Annotated in this window: 15 protein-coding genes; 2 read left to right on the top strand and 13 right to left on the bottom strand. The window is 65.8% G+C overall.

The window, feature by feature from the left end:
- Positions 1–18 precede the first annotated feature (18 nt).
- The 10 genes from P5W99_RS30435 to P5W99_RS30390 all read right to left on the bottom strand — a co-directional run bounded on the left by P5W99_RS30435 (position 19) and on the right by P5W99_RS30390 (position 12,483).
- A complete protein-coding gene (locus P5W99_RS30435) occupies positions 19–1,077 on the bottom strand; it encodes an ABC transporter permease (protein WP_421027524.1) in 1,059 nt (352 codons plus the stop codon).
- A gap of 39 nt (positions 1,078–1,116) precedes the next feature.
- Positions 1,117–2,055: a ribokinase gene (rbsK, locus tag P5W99_RS30430; protein ID WP_434664806.1), complete on the bottom strand. Its 939-nt coding sequence runs from the start codon at positions 2,053–2,055 to the stop codon at positions 1,117–1,119.
- Between the two features lie 122 nt (positions 2,056–2,177).
- A complete protein-coding gene (locus P5W99_RS30425; RefSeq protein WP_421027522.1) occupies positions 2,178–4,565 on the bottom strand; it encodes an aldehyde dehydrogenase family protein in 2,388 nt (795 codons plus the stop codon).
- A 13-nt stretch (positions 4,566–4,578) separates the two neighbouring features.
- Positions 4,579–5,583, bottom strand: a complete 1,005-nt coding sequence (deoC, locus tag P5W99_RS30420; protein WP_421027521.1) for a deoxyribose-phosphate aldolase — start codon at positions 5,581–5,583, stop codon at positions 4,579–4,581.
- A gap of 160 nt (positions 5,584–5,743) precedes the next feature.
- Positions 5,744–7,399 carry an FGGY-family carbohydrate kinase gene (locus P5W99_RS30415; RefSeq protein WP_434664805.1) on the bottom strand — a complete coding sequence of 552 codons (1,656 nt, stop codon included), beginning with the start codon at positions 7,397–7,399 and terminating at the stop codon, positions 5,744–5,746.
- A 52-nt stretch (positions 7,400–7,451) separates the two neighbouring features.
- Complete coding sequence (locus P5W99_RS30410) at positions 7,452–8,180, bottom strand: SDR family oxidoreductase (RefSeq protein ID WP_421027519.1); 729 nt, start codon at positions 8,178–8,180, stop codon at positions 7,452–7,454.
- A 25-nt stretch (positions 8,181–8,205) separates the two neighbouring features.
- Entirely contained in the window at positions 8,206–9,462 is a 1,257-nt protein-coding gene (locus P5W99_RS30405) for a sugar ABC transporter permease (RefSeq protein WP_421027518.1), read from the bottom strand.
- Positions 9,463–9,473: 11 nt separating this feature from the next.
- Entirely contained in the window at positions 9,474–10,298 is an 825-nt protein-coding gene (locus P5W99_RS30400) for an ATP-binding cassette domain-containing protein (RefSeq protein ID WP_421027517.1), read from the bottom strand.
- A gap of 69 nt (positions 10,299–10,367) precedes the next feature.
- Positions 10,368–11,426: an ABC transporter substrate-binding protein gene (locus tag P5W99_RS30395; RefSeq protein ID WP_421027516.1), complete on the bottom strand. Its 1,059-nt coding sequence runs from the start codon at positions 11,424–11,426 to the stop codon at positions 10,368–10,370.
- Between the two features lie 160 nt (positions 11,427–11,586).
- Positions 11,587–12,483 (bottom strand): AraC family transcriptional regulator, encoded by an 897-nt coding sequence (locus P5W99_RS30390; protein WP_421028017.1) that lies wholly within the window; start codon positions 12,481–12,483, stop codon positions 11,587–11,589.
- Between the two features lie 391 nt (positions 12,484–12,874).
- Between P5W99_RS30390 and parS the strand changes: the two genes are divergently transcribed.
- Both parS and P5W99_RS30380 read left to right on the top strand, forming a co-directional pair.
- Complete coding sequence (parS, locus tag P5W99_RS30385) at positions 12,875–13,393, top strand: type II RES/Xre toxin-antitoxin system antitoxin (RefSeq protein ID WP_421027515.1); 519 nt, start codon at positions 12,875–12,877, stop codon at positions 13,391–13,393.
- A complete protein-coding gene (locus tag P5W99_RS30380) occupies positions 13,390–13,872 on the top strand; it encodes an RES family NAD+ phosphorylase (protein ID WP_434664803.1) in 483 nt (160 codons plus the stop codon). The genes parS and P5W99_RS30380 overlap by 4 nt, the downstream gene beginning before the upstream one ends.
- Positions 13,873–14,071: 199 nt before the next feature.
- Here the strand turns inward: P5W99_RS30380 and P5W99_RS30375 are convergent, their stop codons facing one another.
- The 3 genes from P5W99_RS30375 to amaB form a co-directional block, all read right to left on the bottom strand.
- Positions 14,072–15,346 carry a haloacid dehalogenase-like hydrolase gene (locus P5W99_RS30375; protein ID WP_421027513.1) on the bottom strand — a complete coding sequence of 425 codons (1,275 nt, stop codon included), beginning with the start codon at positions 15,344–15,346 and terminating at the stop codon, positions 14,072–14,074.
- A gap of 141 nt (positions 15,347–15,487) precedes the next feature.
- The gene (locus P5W99_RS30370) at positions 15,488–16,699 is read right to left on the bottom strand and encodes a PLP-dependent aminotransferase family protein (RefSeq protein ID WP_434664801.1); all 1,212 of its coding nucleotides are present in this window, start codon (positions 16,697–16,699) and stop codon (positions 15,488–15,490) included.
- 105 nt (positions 16,700–16,804) lie between these two features.
- Positions 16,805–18,304: an L-piperidine-6-carboxylate dehydrogenase gene (amaB, locus tag P5W99_RS30365; protein ID WP_421027511.1), complete on the bottom strand. Its 1,500-nt coding sequence runs from the start codon at positions 18,302–18,304 to the stop codon at positions 16,805–16,807.
- Between the last annotated feature and the right edge of the window lie 82 nt (positions 18,305–18,386).

Below are 18,386 nucleotides of genomic sequence, written 5' to 3'. Positions count from 1 at the left end.
GCGGCACGGTCCAGCCGGTCAGCCCGATGCCCGTCCTTTCTGCCCTTTCTCGCCGGACCGCGCGGCGGGCGGCGACCCCGTGAAGCCGAAAATCGCGCGCACGCGCTCGCCGCCCGCGAACGCGAGCGAGAGCAGCAGCAGAAAGCCCCAGGCGCAGTCGCCAAAAAATTGCGACACGCCCATCAGGTTGAAGAGGCTCGAAAGGAACTGCAGCACCGTCGCGGCGAAAAATACGCAGATGATGCGTCCGTAGCCGCCCGCCGGATTCACGCCGCCCATCACCGCAATCAGAATCGCAATCAGCAGATACGAATTGCCGTAGTCCCATTTCGCGCTGAGCGTGTGCGAGACGCTCACGAGGCCGGCGAGCGAGGCGAGCACGCCGCACATCGCATAGGTCGTGATCAGCATGCGCGCGCGCGGAATGCCCGCATAAAAGGCCGCGCGCTGATTCGTGCCCATCAGATAGAGACGCAGCCCGAACGGCGTGCGCCTGAGGAGCCACCCTAGCAGCACGACCACGGCGACGAACAGCAGGAACGAAATCGGCACCTGGAAAAACGTGCCGTTGCTGATATCCGCAAGCGGCTCGACATAGTCCACGTGCACCGAGGCGCCATTGCTGAGCGCCACGGCAAAGCCCGTGAAAAGCAGCTGCGTGCCGAGCGTGCACAGAATGGGCGTGAGCCCGAGGCGCGCAATCACCACGCCGTTGAGCAAGCCGCCAAGCAGCCCCATGCCCACCACGATTGCGCAAAAGAGCGCCGTATAGAGCGCGGGCGAGTCGTCGCCGCTCACGAGGCGCGGCACCACCAGCGCGGCGATCATGCCGGAGAGGTTCGCGAGCCCCACGCCGGAGAGGTCGATGCCGCCATTGCCCGAGAGCATGGAGAGCATGATGCCGAGCGCGAGCAGGGCGACTTCGGGAAGTTGCGCGCTCATCGACTGCAGATTGTCGATGCCGACGAACTGGCCGCGCGACACCCACACCGCGACCAGCACGACGAGCAGGTTCACCACCAGCAGGAAGTTCAACTGCCGGTCGCCGAACCAGCGGGCCAGGAGAGCAGGCTTCATGGACCTCGTCCTTTGCTGTGAAATTGCAGCGTTCGATGCTCAATGCGCCGCGGCGCTGCACTGCGCGAGCATCGCGTCGACTTCCTCGCGTCGCGGCATGGAGGGCGCCGTGCCCGGCCGCGTCACGGAAATGCCGGCGAGCGCGCAGCCGAAGCGGGTGGCAGAGAGCGGATCCTCGCCGCGCGCGAGCGCGGCGGCAAAGCCGCCCGTGAATCCGTCGCCCGCGCCCGCGGTTTCCACTACCGGGCCGCAATGGAATGCCGGCAGCAGCACCGAAGCATCGCGCGCATGGAGCAGCGCACCCGCTTCGCCCAGCGTCACGATCACTGCGCCCGCGCCTTTCGCAAGCAGCACGTCGGCTGCGCGGCGCGCGTCTTCGGCGTTGTGGACTTCGATGCCCGTCAGCGCTGCGGCCTCGGTTTCATTGGGCGTGACGTAATCGCAGAGCGGAAAAATGTCGTCGGGCAGCGGCATGGCCGGCGCCGGATTGAACACGGTCTTCACGCCGTGGCGGCGTGCCAGCTCCAGACCGCGCCGCGCCGCCGCGAGCGGCTGCTCGAGTTGCGTCACGAATACCTGGCAGACCGCAATATCGGCCTCGATCGCGTCGGCGTCGCCGGGCTCCATCGTCCCCGCCGCGCCCGCCGCGACGATGATCGCGTTCATGCCGGTCGTATCGTCCACGAAGATGTGCGCGGCTCCCGTGGCAAGGCCTTCCACGGCCCTTGCGCGCGCCGTAATGCCTTCGGCGGCCCAGGTGGCGCGCGCGATCTCGCCGAACGCATCGTTGCCCACCCGCGTGCAGAACACCACCTGCGCGCCCGCGCGCGCTGCCGCCACCGCCTGATTCGAGCCCTTGCCGCCCGGCCCCATCGCGAACGCCGATCCGGCGAGCGTTTCACCGATCATCGGCATGCGGCTCGCGCGGAACGCGAGATCGGTCACGTAGATGCCGAGTATGACGACGCGCCCGCTCATCGCCGCGGCTCCTTCGCGCGCGGCGCGCGGGCGTCAAGAAGCGGATGCAGACTCTTCAGCATGTTGTCTCCTTGTCGGACAGCTGGCGCTCAGTTGGCGTCCAGTTGGCGCTCAGATGGCACTCAGTCGCCGTACGGTATCCAGATGTTCTTCACTTGCACGGCCTGGCGCAGGATCGCCAAACCGGCGCTGGTCCGCTCGAACCAGTCCATCTGACGGCCATGATCGACGAAGGTCCGCTTGAGATTGCCCACCGATTCTCGCTCCACGAGTGCCGAGTCGGCCGCCGGGCCGAAGCACCAGAGCGCGTCCACGTCGTCGTGCCGGGCGAGCGCCGGCAGCAGCGCTGCGCGCTCGCCGGTCAGGATGTTCAGCGCGCCTGCGGGCACGTCCGATGTTTCCACAACCTGATAGAAGTCCGTGGCGGCAAGCGGACACGCCTCGCTCGCCAGCGCGACCACGCGATTGCCCATCGCCAGCGCAGGGGCGATCAGCGAAACGAAGGCGAGCAGCGGCGCTTCGTCGGGGCAGGCAATGCCGATCACGCCCAGCGGTTCGTGCATCGCCAGCGCAACGCCGCGCAAGGGCGGCGTGCGCACCGCGCCATCGAATTTGTCGGCCCATGCTGCGTAGCTGAACAGACGGTCGATAGCCGCCTCCACTTCGCGCTGCGCCGCGTGCGCGTCCTGGCCAGCGCGACGCACAAGCTGCCGGGCGAATTCCCCGGCGCGCGCACTCAGGTTCTCCGCGAGGTAGTAAAGCACTTGGGCGCGGCCGTGCGCGCTCATCTGCGTCCACTTGCTCGCGCCGCGCGCGGCCGCTACCGCATCGCGCACGTCCTTGCGGCTGCCCGCGCCGACTTCGCCCACCCATTCGCCACGCGGCGCGAACACGGCATGCGAGTAGCCGCTATCGGGCCGCACTTGCTTGCCGCCAATGAAAAGCTTGGCAGTACGATCCAGTTCCGATCCCGAACTCGCTGCCGTAGCGTACAGCACGTCCGCTTTCGTTTCGCGCGGCACGCGCATCGGCAACTGGCTCCAGGCAGCGGGCTTCAAATATTCGTACACGCCCTCTCGCCCACCCTCGCGGCCGAAGCCCGACTCTCGGTAGCCGCCAAAGCCCACGCTCGCGTCGAACAGATTCGTCGCGTTGATCCACACCACGCCGCATTGCAGCCGCGGCGCGATGTCGAGCGCGCGGCCGATGGTCTCGCTCCACACGCTCGCGGCAAGTCCATAACGCGAGTTATTCGCAAGCGCCACCGCCTCTTCGGGCGTGCGAAAGCTCATGGCCGCGAGCACGGGTCCGAAGATTTCCTCCTGCGCGAGCGTCGATGCGGGCCCGACTCCGGTCACGAGCGTGGGCGGATAAAAGCAGCCGACAGCGGGCAGTTCGACTTCGTGCGGCTGCCAGATGCCGCAGCCCTCGCGCCTTCCTGCCTCGACCAGCGTCTCGATGCGTTCGAGCTGCACCGGATCGACGATCGCGCCGATGTCGATGCCCTTGTCGAGCGAAGGCCCCACGCGCAGCGTCGCCATGCGGCGCTTGAGCTTCGCCAGAAAGCGCGCTTCGACGCCTTCCTGCACCAGCAGGCGCGAACCGGCGCAACACACCTGCCCCTGGTTGAACCAGATGGCGTCCACCACGCCTTCCACGGCACCGTCGAGATCCGCGTCGTCGAAAACGATGAACGGCGACTTGCCGCCCAGTTCGAGCGTGAGTGATTGACCCGTGCCTGCCGTCGCGATGCGGATGGCGCGGCCCACTTCGGTCGAGCCGGTAAAGGCGATCTTGTCGACGCCGGGATGCGCGGCGAGCGCGGCGCCCGTGCTGCCATCGCCCGTCACCACGTTGAGCACGCCCTTCGGCAGCCCCGCGCGATGCGCCAGCTCCGCGAACAGGAGAGCGGTGAGCGGCGTGTACTCGGCGGGCTTGAGCACCACGCAGTTGCCAAGCGCGATGGCGGGCGCCACTTTCCACGCGAGCATCAGCAGCGGGAAATTCCACGGCACGATCTGGCCAATCACGCCATGCGGCGACCAGCCAGTTAGTTCGTCATCCTGAAGTTGTGCCCAGCCCGCATGATAGAGGAAATGACGCGCGACCAGCGGCACGTCGATGTCGCGCGCTTCGCGAATCGGCTTGCCGTTGTCGAGCGCTTCGAGCACCGCGAACAACCGGCTATGCCGCTGCACCATGCGCGAGAGCGCGTAGAGATGCCGCGCGCGCGCCGCTCCCCCCATCGCGAACCATCCGGACTGCGCCGCGCGCGCCGCGGCAACGGCGGCGGCCACGTCGGCCGCATCGCCCTGCGCCACCGCCGCGAGCGTTTCGCCCGTGGCCGGCGCGCGCACCTCGAAACGCGCGCCTGACTCGCGCCCGCGCCACTCGCCGTCAATGAAATGCCCGAATTGCGCCTCGTGCTGCGCCAGCCACGCGCGCACGGGCTGATCGTCCTCGGGCACGGGACCGTAATCCATGGTTCGAAAATACTCGGCTACGCTCATCGGTCTGATCTGCTCAGGCTAGGGGGTGGCGGTGATAGGCCGAATAGCGGCCGCTCACATGGTGTTCGAGCTGCCGCTCGATATCGGCGAGCAGGCTCGACGCGCCGAAACGGAACAGCTCGGGCTCAAGCCACGCACGCCCCAGCTCTTCCTTCATGAGGATCTGGTACGCGAGCGCGGTTTTCGCGTTCGATACCCCGCCCGCAGGCTTGAAGCCCACCCGTGCGCCAGTGCGATCGCGGTACTCGCGGATCATGCGCACCATGACGAGCGACACGTCGAGGGTCGCGTTGGTCCCTTCCTTGCCGGTGGACGTCTTGATGAAATCCGCGCCCGCCATCATGCAGACCATCGACGCCCTGGCGATATTCGACAGCACGCGAATGTCGCCGGTGGCGAGAATCGCCTTGAGGTGGGCATCGCCACAGGCGGCGCGAAACTCGCGCACCTCGTCGTAGAGCGCTCGCCAGTTGCCCGTCAGCACATGCTCGCGCGTCACGACGATATCGATCTCCCGCGCGCCGTCCGCCACCGAAGCTTCGATTTCCCTGAGCTTGAGCGCGTGCGGATTGAGGCCTGCCGGAAACCCCGTGGAGACCGCAGCCACAGGAATGCCGCTGCCCGCCAGCGCATCCACGGCGGCGGCCACGAACCGGTGGTAGACGCACACGGCGCCGGTGGCGATCGCCTCGGGCGCAAAGCCGAGCGCCGCGAGCAGGTCTGCGCGCACGGGACGGCGCGCCTTCGAGCAAAGGCGGCGCACGCGGCCTTCGGTGTCGTCGCCGTTGAGCGTGGTGAGGTCGATGCAGGTCACCGCCTTCAGGAGCCAGGCGGCCTGGGCGTCTTTCTTGACGGCGCGGCGCGTGCCCAGCGTGGCGGTGCGCCGCTCGACAGCCGACTGATTGACGCGCAACCCATCGAGCCACGCCGCATCGAACGCCACACCGGCATTGCGTGCGGCGCGCCCGGCAACTGCGCTATGCAACGCGACAAGCGAATTCGTTGAAGCTTCTGACATGGACAGGGCGTGAATTTGTGGGATGCACATCAAATAGCGTTAGCTTTCTCTCATCGATCCTATACCGATGAAATAATCATGACAACATCAGTTACAATCCTGTCTGGGCGTCTATCGCCCGATCACACAAAGCTGCGGCCTTGCAGCGCCTATGAAGCAATCAGGCCGGCGTCTGGCGAATGGCCCTCGCGAGGTCCTGCAACTGCCTGAACGCCGCATATCGCGCGTCGTGCAGCGCGGCAATCTCGCCGGTCGCGGGCGAATGGATCGTGCCGATCCGCGACATGCGCGACATCGCCTGTTGCAGGTCGTCGAACAGGCCGGCCGCCACCGCGCCCAGCATCGCGGCACCCAGCAGCACGGGTTCCTCCGCCTCGGTCACGAGCACCGGCGTGGCCGTCGCGTCGGCCAGCAACTGGCTCACCAGCCCCAGCCGCCCCGCGCCGCCGCTGATCACAATGCGCTCGACCGGCGCGCCCGCCGCCGCCTGGGCTTCGATGATCTGGCGCAGGCCGTAACCAATGCTGCAGACACCCGCCACATAAAGCGCGACGAGACTCTCGAGGTCCGTCTCCATGCCCAGGCCCGCGATGACCGCCCTCGCGTGCGGGTCGGCGAACGGCGCGCGATTGCCGAGGAATTCGGGCACCACATGGAGGTCCCGTGCCAGCCTCACCGCCCCCGAAAGCGAGTCGGACGCCTGCACCGCCAGCCCCGCGAGCATGGCGGGCAGCGACTGGCCGGCCTGTGCCGCGCGAGCCTGCATCTCGTGCGCCAACGGATGCATGCCGATGAGCCGCTCGATCGCCGCGCCGGTGACCGATTGCCCACCTTCGTTCAGCCAGGTCTGCGGCACCATCGCCGAAAAATACGGCCCCCACACGCCGGGCACGAAGACCGGCTCGCGCGTGGTGGTCATCGTGCACGACGAGGTGCCGAACACGTAGGCAAGACAGGCCTCGGGCGCGCCATCGGCGCCCACCGTGCCGATGCCGCCCGCGTGCGCATCGATCACGCCGGCGGCCACCGGCGTCCCCGCCAGCAGACCGAGCTCGGCTGCGGCTTGCGGCGTCAACCCGCTCCCGAGCGACGTCCCCGGTTCGACCACGCGCTGTCCGATGCGCGCGAAGCCCTCGTCGGCGAGCGCGCCCAGCCCCACCGTGCGAAAGTAGCTCTCGTCCCAGCGCCGCTCGTGCGCGAGATAGGTCCATTTGCAGGTCACGGTGCAGGTGGAGCGCGCCAGATCGCCACTCGCGCGCCACGTGAGGAAATCGGTCAGGTCGAAGAACTGCCACGCGGCCTCGAACACGTGCGGGCGATGCTCCAGCAGCCACAGCAGCTTCGGGGTCTCCATTTCCGGCGAGATCGTGCCCCCGACGAAGCGCAGCACCTCGTGGCGCGTCGCGTTGATGCGGTGCGCCTGATCGACGGCGCGATGGTCCATCCACACGATGATGTCGCGCTCGACGTCTTCCGTGGGCCCGACGGGCAACGGCCGCCCGCCTTCGCCCAGCACGACCAGCGAGCAGGTCGCATCGAAGCTGATGCCGGCGATGGCGTCCGGCGCGAGCGCAGCCGCCGCCAGCGCATCGCGCACGGCGCTGCAGACGGCGTGCCAGATCTGCGTGCTCGACTGCTCGACGATCGAGCCGCTCGAATGAAACACGCTGATGTCGTGCTTCGCCGACGCCGCCATGACGCCGTTCGCATCGAAAACGCCGGCGCGCGCGCTGCCCGTGCCCACGTCCACGCCGATCACGTAGCGCGCGCCGCGCGCAGCGCCCGATGCCGCACTCTCCAGGTTCGCTGAGGTCATTGCAGTGGGTCTGTCCGATGAGGTGAGGAAGCGATGCTATGAGCGGGGCCGCTCAGAGATCCACGCTGTTGGGCAGGATCACGAGATCGCGAATGGTCACGTTGCGCGGCCGCGTCAGCATGAAGACGACCGCATCGGCGACCTCCTTCGGCTGCATCAGACTGCCGGCGGCCAGGGCTTCCTCCATCTTGGCCTGCGGCCAGTCGTCGAGCAGCGCCGTGACGACCGGGCCGGGCGCGACCGCCCCCACCCGCACGCCATATTTGGCGACCTGGCGGCGCGTGGTGTGCACGAAGGCCTGCACGGCGAATTTGGACGCCGTATAGATCGGCTCCCACACGACCGGCACGATGCCCGCGATCGAGCTCGTGAACAGGATGTCGCCCGTGCGCTGGGCGACCATGTGCGGCAGCACCGCGTGAACGCTGCGAAACGCCGCGTTGATGTTCAGGTTCAGCATGCGATCCCATTCGTCGGGGTTGCCGCTCACCACCTCGCCGCCGATATAGGCGCCCGCATTCGCGTGAAAGATGTCGAGTCCGCCGCCTAGCTGAAGGATCTTCGGCAGCATGCCCGACACCTCGGCGCCCTGCAGCAGATCCACCTGCAAGGGCAGCGCATTCGGCCCCAGCTCCGCACAGCAGGCATCCAGCCGGTCCTTCGCGCGGTCGATCAACACGACCTTTGCGCCCTCCCCGACCAGTGCGCGGGCGCACTCGAAGCCGATACCCGACGCCGCTCCGGTAATGGCGGCCACTTTCCCCTTCATGGATTCAGACATGAACGACTCTCCAGGATGCATGGGATTACGCGCGGCCGTGCGTGACACGCGAGCGGCGCGCCAGCGAATCGACGATCACCGCAATGGCGAGCACCGCGCCGGTGATCATGAAACGCAGCGACGAAGACAGATTGAGGAGCGTGAGACCGCTTGCGATCGACTGGATCACGATGATCCCGAGCACCGCGGACCAGGCGCTGCCGCGCCCGCCGAACAGGCTGGTGCCGCCGATCACGGCCGCCGCGATGGCGTTGAGGTTGACGTCGCCGGTGCCGGCCTGCTGGCTCGCCGAGGCAAGGCGCGCCGCCGTGAGCACGCCGCCCAGCGCCGCCAGCGCCGCGCACAGCACGAAGGCGCTCGTATAGATGCGCCGCACATTGATGCCGGCGCGCCGCGCGGCTTCGCGATTGCCGCCCACGGCGTTCATCGAGCGCCCCCAGCGCGTGCGCGTGAGCGCGTAGTTCATCGCGACCGTCAGCCCGAGAAACACGCCGAACATCAGCGGCACGCCGCGCCCCTGGTCGAGATAGGACACCACGAGTTCGAGAAACAGCGTCATGAGCGCCGCACGCACGAGCAGGCCGCTCACCGACGGAGCCGAGAGACGGGCGGCGCGGCGGCGTTCACGCGTGCGCAGTCCGAGCACCACCATCGCAAGCCCCGGCAGCAACGCCAGCCCGTGCGAGACAACGGCAGGGATGATCATCAGTTGACCGAAATTCACCATGGTCGAGCCGTATGGCAAGTTGATCGAGCCATCCGAGCCGAGCACGTAGAGTTGCATGCCGAGTATCGCCAGCAGCCCGGCAAGCGTCGACACGAAACTCGGCATGCCCAGGCGGTTCAGCAGCAGCGCGTAGAGCGCGCCGATCACGCCGCCGACGACGATCGCGGCGGCAATGGTCAGCCACACCGGCCAGCCCTCGTTCACCCACAACAGTCCCAGCAGCGCCGAAGCGAAACCGCTCATCGACCCCACCGAAAGATCGATTTCGCCGACCAGCAGCACACAGACAATGCCAAGCGAAATGACGCCGACCGTGGAGCAATCGAACAGCAGATTCACGAGGTTGTTGGCGGACAGAAAAACCGGGTTCAGGCTCGTGAACACCGTCCAGATGATGATGAGGCCGACGATGACCGGCAGCGACCCGAGGTCGCCCGAGCGGATCCGGTCGACGAAAGCGGAGAGGCTTTCTCCCACGCCGCTCGCATGCTTGACACGCACATCGCTGCGGTCGAGCAGCGGGGGCGGCGTGGCGCCCTGTGTTTCCTTGCTCATGATCGTTCCTTTCATTGCGCGTCGTGCCTGGCGTTCTGCTCGGCTGCCCGCCGTCCGGCGCGGCGCGACACCGCGTTTTCGGTGGCGCCCGTAATGGCGGCGACCAGCTCCGCATTCGAGGAATCGGGATAGAACACGCCGTTGTTGCGGCCGAGCCGCAATACGACGATGCGGTCCGCCACGGCGCGCACGTCCTCCATGTTGTGGCTGATCATGATGACCGCGTGGCCGCGCTCGCGCACGCGCTCGATCAGGTTCAGCACCTCGGCCGTCTGGGCCACGCCGAGCGCCGCCGTGGGCTCGTCGAGCATGATCAGCTTCGGGTCCAGCAACAGCGAACGCGCGATCGCCACCGTCTGGCGCTGGCCGCCGGAGAGCGAGGCCACCACGTCGCGCACATCGGGAATGCGCGCCGACAGTTCGTTGAGCAGCGTCCACGCGCGCACTTCCATCTGCACTTCGTCGAGGCGCATCGGACTCAGCTCGCGGCCAAGAAAAATGTTGGCGACGACATCGAGGTTCTCGCACAGCGCGAGGTCCTGAAACACCGTCGCAATGCCGAGGTCGAGCGCCGTGGCCGGATCGGTCAGCGTGACCGGCTGGCCGCGGAACGTGATCGTGCCCGCGCTCGGTTGATGGACGCCGGCCAGCACCTTCACGAGCGTCGATTTGCCGGCGCCGTTGTCGCCCACGAGGGCCACCACTTCGCCTGCGTGGACGTCGAGTTCGATGTCCGTGAGCGCGGAGACCGCGCCGAAGTGCTTCGAGATGCCGCGCAGACTCAGCACGAGTTCGCCCCGCGCGGCACCGGAATTCTCGATCATGGACTCAGTCATGAACTTGCCTGCTCTCTGTAAAGCCCGGGGGACGGCTGCCACCGCGCCCCCATCGGTCTGCATCGCTAATCAATTCGCGATGCCAAGCTTCTTGCAGCCGTCTGCGTAGCGCCCGGCGCACAACTCCTTCGCGCTCGTAAAGCCCTTGTCGACCACCTCGGCCTTGAGGTTCTTCGCGGTGATGACGGCCGGCTTGAAGAGCTGCGACGGCGTGTTGAAGAGCGTCGTTTCGCCCTTGGGCTTCTCGCCAGAAAGGAAGCCCACGGCGACCTTGGCCGCGGCAGCCGCGACGATCTCGCTCGGCTTGAGGATCGTGTTGTACTGGTCACCCGCCACGATCAGCTGCAGGCCAGCGAGCGTCGCGTCATTGCCGGTCACGGGCGGCACCGGATTGACGCCGGCCGCCTTGAACGCGGCGATGGTGCCGCCCGCCGTGCCGTCGTTGGCGGCGACCACGCCGACGATCTGCGAGCCGAAACGCGTGATCTGCCCGCTCACCCATTGCTGGGCCTTGGGCGGCGCCCATTCCGGCGTGTCGTATTCGGACAGCGTCTTGTAGCCGCCGCCTTCCAGCCCTTCGTGTATGCCCTTCCTGATCAGGCCCGCCGCCGCATCGGTGGGCGAGCCGTTGACTTCGAGCACGCCGCCCTTGCCGCCCGCCACGCCCACGTCTTTCAGGTGCTGCACGAGCGATTGCGCAATCGATTTGCCGATCTCCTCGTTGTCGAACGAGACGTAATAGTCCGCGGGCGTAGACGGCACCGGCCGATCGTAGGCAATCACCTTGATCCCCTGGCTTTGCGCCATATGCACCAGCGAAGCCGCCGCCGTCGAGTCGACCGGATCGAGCACGATCACCTTCGCGCCCTGCGCGATCACCGAATTGAACTGTTGCTGCTGGGTCGAGGCATCGGCATTCGCGTTCTGGTACAGCACCTTGCAGCCGGCGCAGAGCTTCGCCATTTCCGCCTTGAAGCCGGGGAAATCATGCTGCTCGTAGCGCGTCGACGCGTGGTCGGGCATCAGGAACGCCACCGTGCCGCTGGGCGCGGCGAAGGACGCGGTCGCACTGGTCAGCGCCAGGCCAGACAGTGCGGCGCCGATCAGATGGGTCGAGAGTCGGGTCATTGCTTGTCTCCATGATTTGACATATGCCGGCGCAGCGCCGGTGGACCACCGGTAAAGCTTTTCCACGCCGGGCGCGCGGGCCCGGCGGGACGGTGCGAATGAGACGCCAAACCTGCACGAAACCTGCGCCGTCACGGCGCCGCGCGCATGCAGCCGGTCATCAGGCGGCGCTGGCGACGCTCGCCACGCTGGCGACGTTCAGGCGCTGCCACGAGCGCCAGCGCGACGGCGACATCCCTTTGATCAGCAAAAACTGCCGGTTGAAATTCGAGAGATTGTTGAAGCCGACCCGATAGCAGATATCGGTGATGCTCAACTCGTCGGACAGCAGCAGCTGGCACGCGAGATCGATGCGCAACTGGTTCACGTACTGCACGAACGGCACGCCGGTGTGCCGGCGGAAATAGCGCGAGAAAGCGCTGACACTCTGCCCCGCGAGCGCGGCCAGATCGGTCTCGCGCAGTTCCTGCGAGAGGTTCTTGCCGATGAACGTCAGGACGTGATTGATGCGCGAACCGGCATAGCGCGCCGGATCGGCGCGATACGCGGCGCTCGCGAGCTTTTGCGGCTCGGCACTGCGCAGCAGCTGTTCGAACAGCGCAATGAACAGCATGACGCGGCGCAGCCCTTGCGCGCCAACCATCTCGCGCAGGATCGGCTCGACGGCGGCCCCGGTCTCCGGCGCAAACAGCAGGCCGCCGCGCGATGCGTCGAGCAGCGGCTCCACGCGCCGGAATTCCGGAAACGCATCGAAGGTGCGCGTCACGAACGCGGTATCGAACTGCAGGACGAGGCAACGTTCGTCGACGCACTCGCCTTGCGGCACGCTGCTGACCCAGTTATGCGGCAGGTTCGGTCCGACCATCACGAGGTTGCCCGGCGCGAAGTTGCCGATGTGATCGCCGACGAAGTACTTGCCCGTCGTAGCCGTGACGAGGTGGATCTCGTACTCGGGATGGAAATGCCAGCGCACCGTGCGCCAGGGATAGCCATGCGCCCAAACCTTGAACGACTCGGCGGCCGGAACCGCGACCAGTTCCAGGTCGGGCTGGCCCATCCTGGGCTGGTCGATCCGCGCGTGGCCCGCATCCCGGTGTGTCATCGCATCCTGCCTGGATAGCATGTGTCTTCCTCCTGCGGCGATCCGTTCTTTGTTGTGTGGCTCAGGAAATCGACGAGCGACCGCCATGCCTGAAAATTACCCGGCCCCATGCCGATCGGCTACTAAAAATAAGACGCCAGACCGATACTTTTTTGCATAAGGGAAACCCCGTAGCGGCGCCGATGTCAATTTTTGTGCAACGCAGCGGTGGCGCGTCACGGGAGGCCGTGGACACCCGCGCCGCTCACAGCCGGCATAGTGGCTTCTCAAATGAGAGTTCCTTGACCTCCGTTCAAGAGAATTCTAAAATGGGAGCAATACCGTTCCCATTTGGGAGAACCACCTTATGGCCCTGAATCAACCCTCTGGCCGCCCGGCGGCCACGCGGCCGGCCGCACGCCCGGCTGCGACCCATGCCCGCAAGTCGCTGGTCGCCTCGGGCCGCGCCGGCGCCCGCCATGACGATATCGAAACGTTCCTCGTCCGATTCGATCCGCTCGAGCAGCGCCGGCAGATCCGCGAAGGGATGGAAGCGGCCATCATCGAGCGCGTGGCGAAGAACCTGCTGCACGTGCCGGTCCAGACGCTGCTCGCGCATCTCAATCTGCCGAGTTCGACAATCCTGCGCAAAATGGCGCGCGAGGAGCGCCTGTCGCCCGCCGAGTCGGATCGCGTCGCACGCGTGCTGTACGTGCGTCAACTCGCGATGGAAGTGTTTGAGGATGCGGCGCTGGCCGCCGAGTGGATGCAGCGATCGAACGCCGAACTGGGCGGGCTCTGCCCGCTCGAAGTGCTCGACTCGCAGCCCGGCTACGACCGCGTGCGCGAAATTCTGCTGCGCGTCATCCACGGCGTGTCTGCATGAGGCTTTACCGCCTCGCGAAAGAAAGGCGCGGCTATTACCGTGCCGACGACCTGAGCGGCAATGGCGCGGCGCTCGCCGGCGGCCGCTGGAACCCGCGAGGCATGCGGGTGCTCTATACCTGCTGCCATGCCTCGACCGCACTGCTCGAGGCGCTGGTGCACATGGCGGGCTTGTTGCCGGCCAGCGGCTATTTCCTGGTGACGCTGGAGGTGCCGGACCCGGTCTACGCCAACGCGTTCGTGCCCCGGCTGCCGGAAGGCTGGGCGGACCTGACGCACGAACCCGCGCAAACAAGAGCGCTGGGCCGGCAATGGCTCGAAGCGGGCGAGCAACTGGGGATGCGAGTGCCGTCGGTCGTTTGTCCAAGCGATTTCAATCTGCTGCTGAACCCGATGCATCCGGAAATGGAAAGCGTCAAGGTCATCAGCACCGAACCCTTTACGCTGGATCCACGCCTGTTCGGCCAGACGACGCGATGAATCCGATGTCGACGGCCCGCGCATCGACGCGGCCGTCCGAGGCGCCCCGCCGATCACGCTTGCTCACGGACGCTCAAGCCCCCCCGCTGATTCAACCGCGCGCGCGTAATCGCCTCGATCTGATTGAGCGCGTAGTCGACCTCGAACGCCGTATCGCGGCAGTCTGCCCCTCTTCATAACCGGGGCAGACTGCCATGCATCACGCCAGCAGCTTCCGTTCCGTCTTCCCGTACTTCACCGACTTCTCATCCGGAATCATCAGCCCGGTGCGCTCGTCGCGGCCCTGCAAAATGAAGCGCGCGTCGGGGTTGCCGATCTGCTCGGCCGCGAGCTTGCTGTCCGCGCCAATCTCGCCCTTCTTCATCCGGTTCACGATCACGCCGACCGCGGTGTCCTTGAAGTCGCGCAGCATCCACGCGTCGCCGTCGCTGTCGCCGAATACGAGCAGCGGGCCATAGCCCTTCTTCGACTGCAGTTCGCCGCGAATGCCCGCGGTTTTTCCCGGACCGTAGTTGAAGTACCAGCCGCGCTTGTAATCGCTCGTGTATTTGCCGTCCTGCATCTCCAGACGCATGCCGATCACATTCTCCGGCGGCACGCCGTAACCGTAGTTCGGATGACCGGCGAATACGCGCACGATGTCGTCGAGCGAAGCGGTGCTCACATACACCTCTATTCCGTTCGCGCGCAGCGTATGCATCACCGCACGAATTTCCTCATGAATGCGCAGGCCGTGAAAATGCTTGTCCGACACGACACCGGCCTTGCCTGGCAGCGTCTTCGGGCTTTCATACGCAACCTTGCGCAGCGCGTCGCCGATCCCGTGATCGTTCGACGCGGCCGCCATCGCCTGCACCTCGGCAGGCGTCATGTTCCTGTAGAAGTAGATGATCCACTTGTAGCCGACTTCGAGCGGATGCGTATCGCAGATCGCGTCGTACATGAAGTACAGCTTCGCGCGGAAATCCTTGAACTGATCGGTTTCCTGGATCGCTTCGAGGCTCTGGTCGCCCGCGAGGCCCTTATAGTTCGCATGCAGCCAGCGGTAATCGGATTCGACGTCGGCGGCGAGGTCCTCCATCGTCACCGGCTTGCCGTCCACCGTCGTATAGTCCTTCATGAACGGACCCTTCGGCACGTCCTTCCACATCACCTGGACGAATTCATCCGGCGTCAATTTGTACTGCAGATGATTGATCTGGTACATCAGCAACGCTTCTTCGCAGTCGTTCATGATGCACGTATTGTCCCAATCGAACACCGCGTATGGACGACGATTCGGGTTGTATTGCCTGCTTCTCACGCCGTGCTGGTCGAGCACCGACTGCAGGCGCGCCGCGTTCAGCGGCGACCAGCGGGCCGGATCTAGCGCGTCGGCCGTCGGCTTCCCGGCTTCAGCCGCGCCTGCCCGGGTGCCAAGCGCACCGGCCGCGGTGGCGACGGCAATGGTGTTCAGAAACTTGCGGCGTTGCATAGTCTCTCTCCGTGAGTATGACGGCTCCGCGCTGGACGAGTGCGCGTGCACACGAAAATATGACGGAAATATGACAACACCTTATCGCCGTGCGACACCAAGCTGTCTGCTAACGACATTATGCGAATGCGCTAGAACCCACTATGACGGCCTTCTTGCTCTCTGCACCGCGTCATGAGCCCGCTTCATTCGACGCGCGCCTTCCCTGATCGCCTCCATGCCTGGCGCGGCAAACGAAAGCCGCAACGAGGCGCGATCCGCCGCATCGGCAAAGAAGGCCTTGCCGGGTACGAAAATAACCTTCTGCGCAATCGCCTGCTCCAGCAGGTCCGATGCGTCAATGCCCGGCAAGCGGGCCCACACGAACATGCCGCCCTCGGGTTGTTGAAACTCGATGGCGTCGCCGAGTTCCTCGCGCAGCGCCGCGCACAACTCGTGGCATTTCACGCCGTATGCCGCCGTTATTTTCGGCAGATGAGGTTCGAGCGCGCCGGCCGCGAGGTATTCGGCCGCCACCGCCTGAGTCCAGGGTGAGCTGCAAAGATCGACCGTCTGTTTGGCAATCATGCAACGCCTCACGATTTCTCGCGGGCCCACCATCCAGCCCACGCGCAACCCCGGCGCGACGATCTTGGAGAGGCTCGCGAAATGCACGACCCAGTCGCGCGCGCCGTCGATGTGCTCCGCTTCGGCGAGCAGCGAACGCAGCGGCGCGCCAGCAAAGCGCAGATCGCCATAGGGATCGTCCTCGACCACCACGAAGCGGTACTTGACTGCCAGCGCGAGCAACGCGCGCCGCCGTTCGGCCGACAGTGTCGCGCCGGTGGGGTTCGCAAAGGTCGGCACCGTGTACAGCAGCTTCGGTTTGCCGCACGCGCCCGACTCCAGCAGCGCCGCGAGCTTCTCCACCTGTATCCCCTGCGCATCGATCGGAACCGTCACGATCTTCGCGCGCTGCAACCGGAACGCCTGCAAGGTCGCGGGATACGCAGGCTCTTCGGTGAGCACCACGTCGCCGGGTTCGACCAGCACGCGCAGCAGCAAATCGAGCCCCTGTTGCGAGCCGGTGGTCGCCATCACTTCGTCGGCTTCGCATACTGCGCCGCGCCGGCCCATCAGCGCCACGATTTCACGCTTGAGCGCCGGCAGCCCGTCGGTAGGCCCGTATTGGAGGCACTGAACCGCCGGGTCGTAAGCGCGCTGCGCCGCGAGCCGCAAGCCTTCCACATCGAACAAATCGCTGGCCGGGTAGCCGCCCGCGAACGAAATCATGCCGGGCTCCCCGAGGTATTTGAAGAGCTCGCGAATCGGCGAGCCGGAGGGCTGCTGGAACGGAGAAGTGAACTCGTACATGGCGTCGTTCGGGAAAGGTGAAGAAGCGGTGAATGAATGGGAGCGGCGGCACTCCGTCGTCCGGCGAAAACAGCCAGACGGCGTAACCACCGGTTAAAAGCGGTTTCAGTCGATGTTGAAATCGATGCCTTGCGCGAGCGGCAACGCCGACGAATAGTTCACGGTATTGGTCGCTCGGCGCATGTAGCCCTTCCACGCATCGGAGCCCGATTCGCGCCCGCCGCCCGTTTCCTTTTCGCCGCCGAATGCACTGCCGATCTCGGCGCCACTCGGCCCGATGTTCACGTTCGCAATACCGCAATCGCTGCCGCTGGCCGAGAGGAAACGCTCGCTTTCGCGCATGTCCATCGTAAACACGCACGACGAGAGACCATGATGCGCAGCGTTGTTGGCCTCGATGGCCGCGTCGAAATCGCTGTACTTGAGCACGTAGAGGATCGGCGCAAAAGTTTCCGTCAGCACGATCTCCGTTTGCGACGGCATCTCGACAATCGCGGGATGCACGTAGAAGCCCTCCTCGTTGCCGCTCACGACGTGGCGCTCGCCGCCGTGCACCTTGCCGCCTTCGGCCCTGGCCTGCGCGAGCGCCGCCTGCATGCGGCCGAACGACTGCTCGTCGATGAGCGGGCCCATCAGCGTGCCCTGCTCCAGCGGATTGCCAATGGCCACCTTGCCGTAAAGCGTCTTGAGGCGCTCAACCGTCTTGTCGTAGACGCTCTCATGCACGAACAGCCGGCGCAGCGTCGTGCAGCGCTGGCCCGCGGTACCGACCGCCGAGAAGAGAATGCCGCGTAGCGCCAGTTCGAGGTTCGCCGTATTCGAAACGATACCGGCGTTGTTGCCGCCGAGTTCGAGAATCGAGCGGCCGAAGCGGCGCGCCACTTCGATGCCGACGGCACGGCCCATTTCGGTGCTGCCGGTCGCGCTGACGATGTTCGAGCGCGGATCGGCCACGAGCTTTTCACCAACTTCGCGTCGACCGTTGATCAGAATCGTCAACCCCTCGGGCGCGTCGCCGAACTCTTCGAGGGCTTCCTGGAGAATGCGCTCGACCGCGAGCGCGGTGAGCGGCGTCTTTTCGGAAGGCTTCCAGATCACCGCATTGCCGCAAATGAGCGCGAGTGCGGCATTCCACGACCACACGGCCGCCGGGAAATTGAATGCGGAGATAACCGTGCAAACACCCATCGGATGCCACGTTTCCGCCATGCGATGGCCGGGACGCTCCGAAGCGATGGTCAGGCCGTAAAGCTGCCGCGAGAGACCCACCGCGAAATCGCAGATGTCGATCATTTCCTGGACTTCGCCCAGGCCTTCCTGAAGAATCTTCCCGGTTTCGAGCGTGATCATGCCGCCGAGCGCCTGTTTCTTCTCGCGCAGCTTGTTGCCGAGAATGCGCACGAGTTCGCCGCGGCGCGGCGCCGGTACGTTGCGCCACGTTTTGAACGCGGCCTGTGCCTTGTCGAGCAAGGCATCCACGTTGGCGAGCGGCTCGCTCGGAACGCGACCGATCAATGCCCCGTCGATCGGCGAGTGAACGGCGATATCGCCCGTCTCCACCAGATGTGCAATGCCCAGATCCTTGAGAAGATTCGATGCTTTCATGCTAAGACCTCTAGATAATTCCAATTCGGAAAATCGACGACGGGACCGGATGCCCGGAAAATTCGATAACGCTCAAATCGCT

This window comes from Paraburkholderia sp. A3BS-1L, assembly GCF_051125215.1.
Lineage (GTDB): Bacteria > Pseudomonadota > Gammaproteobacteria > Burkholderiales > Burkholderiaceae > Paraburkholderia.
The sequence above is the reverse complement of the archived record's forward strand: the minus strand, read 5'-3'. Positions and strand labels throughout refer to the sequence as shown.

What these genes read in the sequence shown, in the direction of transcription:
- P5W99_RS30435 (WP_421027524.1), bottom strand. Translation starts at nt 1,077, where the DNA reads ATGAAGCCTGCTCTCCTGGCCCGCTGGTTCGGCGACCGGCAGTTGAAC.
- rbsK (WP_434664806.1), bottom strand. Translation starts at nt 2,055, where the DNA reads ATGAGCGGGCGCGTCGTCATACTCGGCATCTACGTGACCGATCTCGCG.
- P5W99_RS30425 (WP_421027522.1), bottom strand. Translation starts at nt 4,565, where the DNA reads ATGAGCGTAGCCGAGTATTTTCGAACCATGGATTACGGTCCCGTGCCC.
- deoC (WP_421027521.1), bottom strand. Translation starts at nt 5,583, where the DNA reads ATGTCAGAAGCTTCAACGAATTCGCTTGTCGCGTTGCATAGCGCAGTT.
- P5W99_RS30415 (WP_434664805.1), bottom strand. Translation starts at nt 7,399, where the DNA reads ATGACCTCAGCGAACCTGGAGAGTGCGGCATCGGGCGCTGCGCGCGGC.
- P5W99_RS30410 (WP_421027519.1), bottom strand. Translation starts at nt 8,180, where the DNA reads ATGTCTGAATCCATGAAGGGGAAAGTGGCCGCCATTACCGGAGCGGCG.
- P5W99_RS30405 (WP_421027518.1), bottom strand. Translation starts at nt 9,462, where the DNA reads ATGAGCAAGGAAACACAGGGCGCCACGCCGCCCCCGCTGCTCGACCGC.
- P5W99_RS30400 (WP_421027517.1), bottom strand. Translation starts at nt 10,298, where the DNA reads ATGACTGAGTCCATGATCGAGAATTCCGGTGCCGCGCGGGGCGAACTC.
- P5W99_RS30395 (WP_421027516.1), bottom strand. Translation starts at nt 11,426, where the DNA reads ATGACCCGACTCTCGACCCATCTGATCGGCGCCGCACTGTCTGGCCTG.
- P5W99_RS30390 (WP_421028017.1), bottom strand. Translation starts at nt 12,483, where the DNA reads ATGGGCCAGCCCGACCTGGAACTGGTCGCGGTTCCGGCCGCCGAGTCG.
- parS (WP_421027515.1), top strand. Translation starts at nt 12,875, where the DNA reads ATGGCCCTGAATCAACCCTCTGGCCGCCCGGCGGCCACGCGGCCGGCC.
- P5W99_RS30380 (WP_434664803.1), top strand. Translation starts at nt 13,390, where the DNA reads ATGAGGCTTTACCGCCTCGCGAAAGAAAGGCGCGGCTATTACCGTGCC.
- P5W99_RS30375 (WP_421027513.1), bottom strand. Translation starts at nt 15,346, where the DNA reads ATGCAACGCCGCAAGTTTCTGAACACCATTGCCGTCGCCACCGCGGCC.
- P5W99_RS30370 (WP_434664801.1), bottom strand. Translation starts at nt 16,699, where the DNA reads ATGTACGAGTTCACTTCTCCGTTCCAGCAGCCCTCCGGCTCGCCGATT.
- amaB (WP_421027511.1), bottom strand. Translation starts at nt 18,304, where the DNA reads ATGAAAGCATCGAATCTTCTCAAGGATCTGGGCATTGCACATCTGGTG.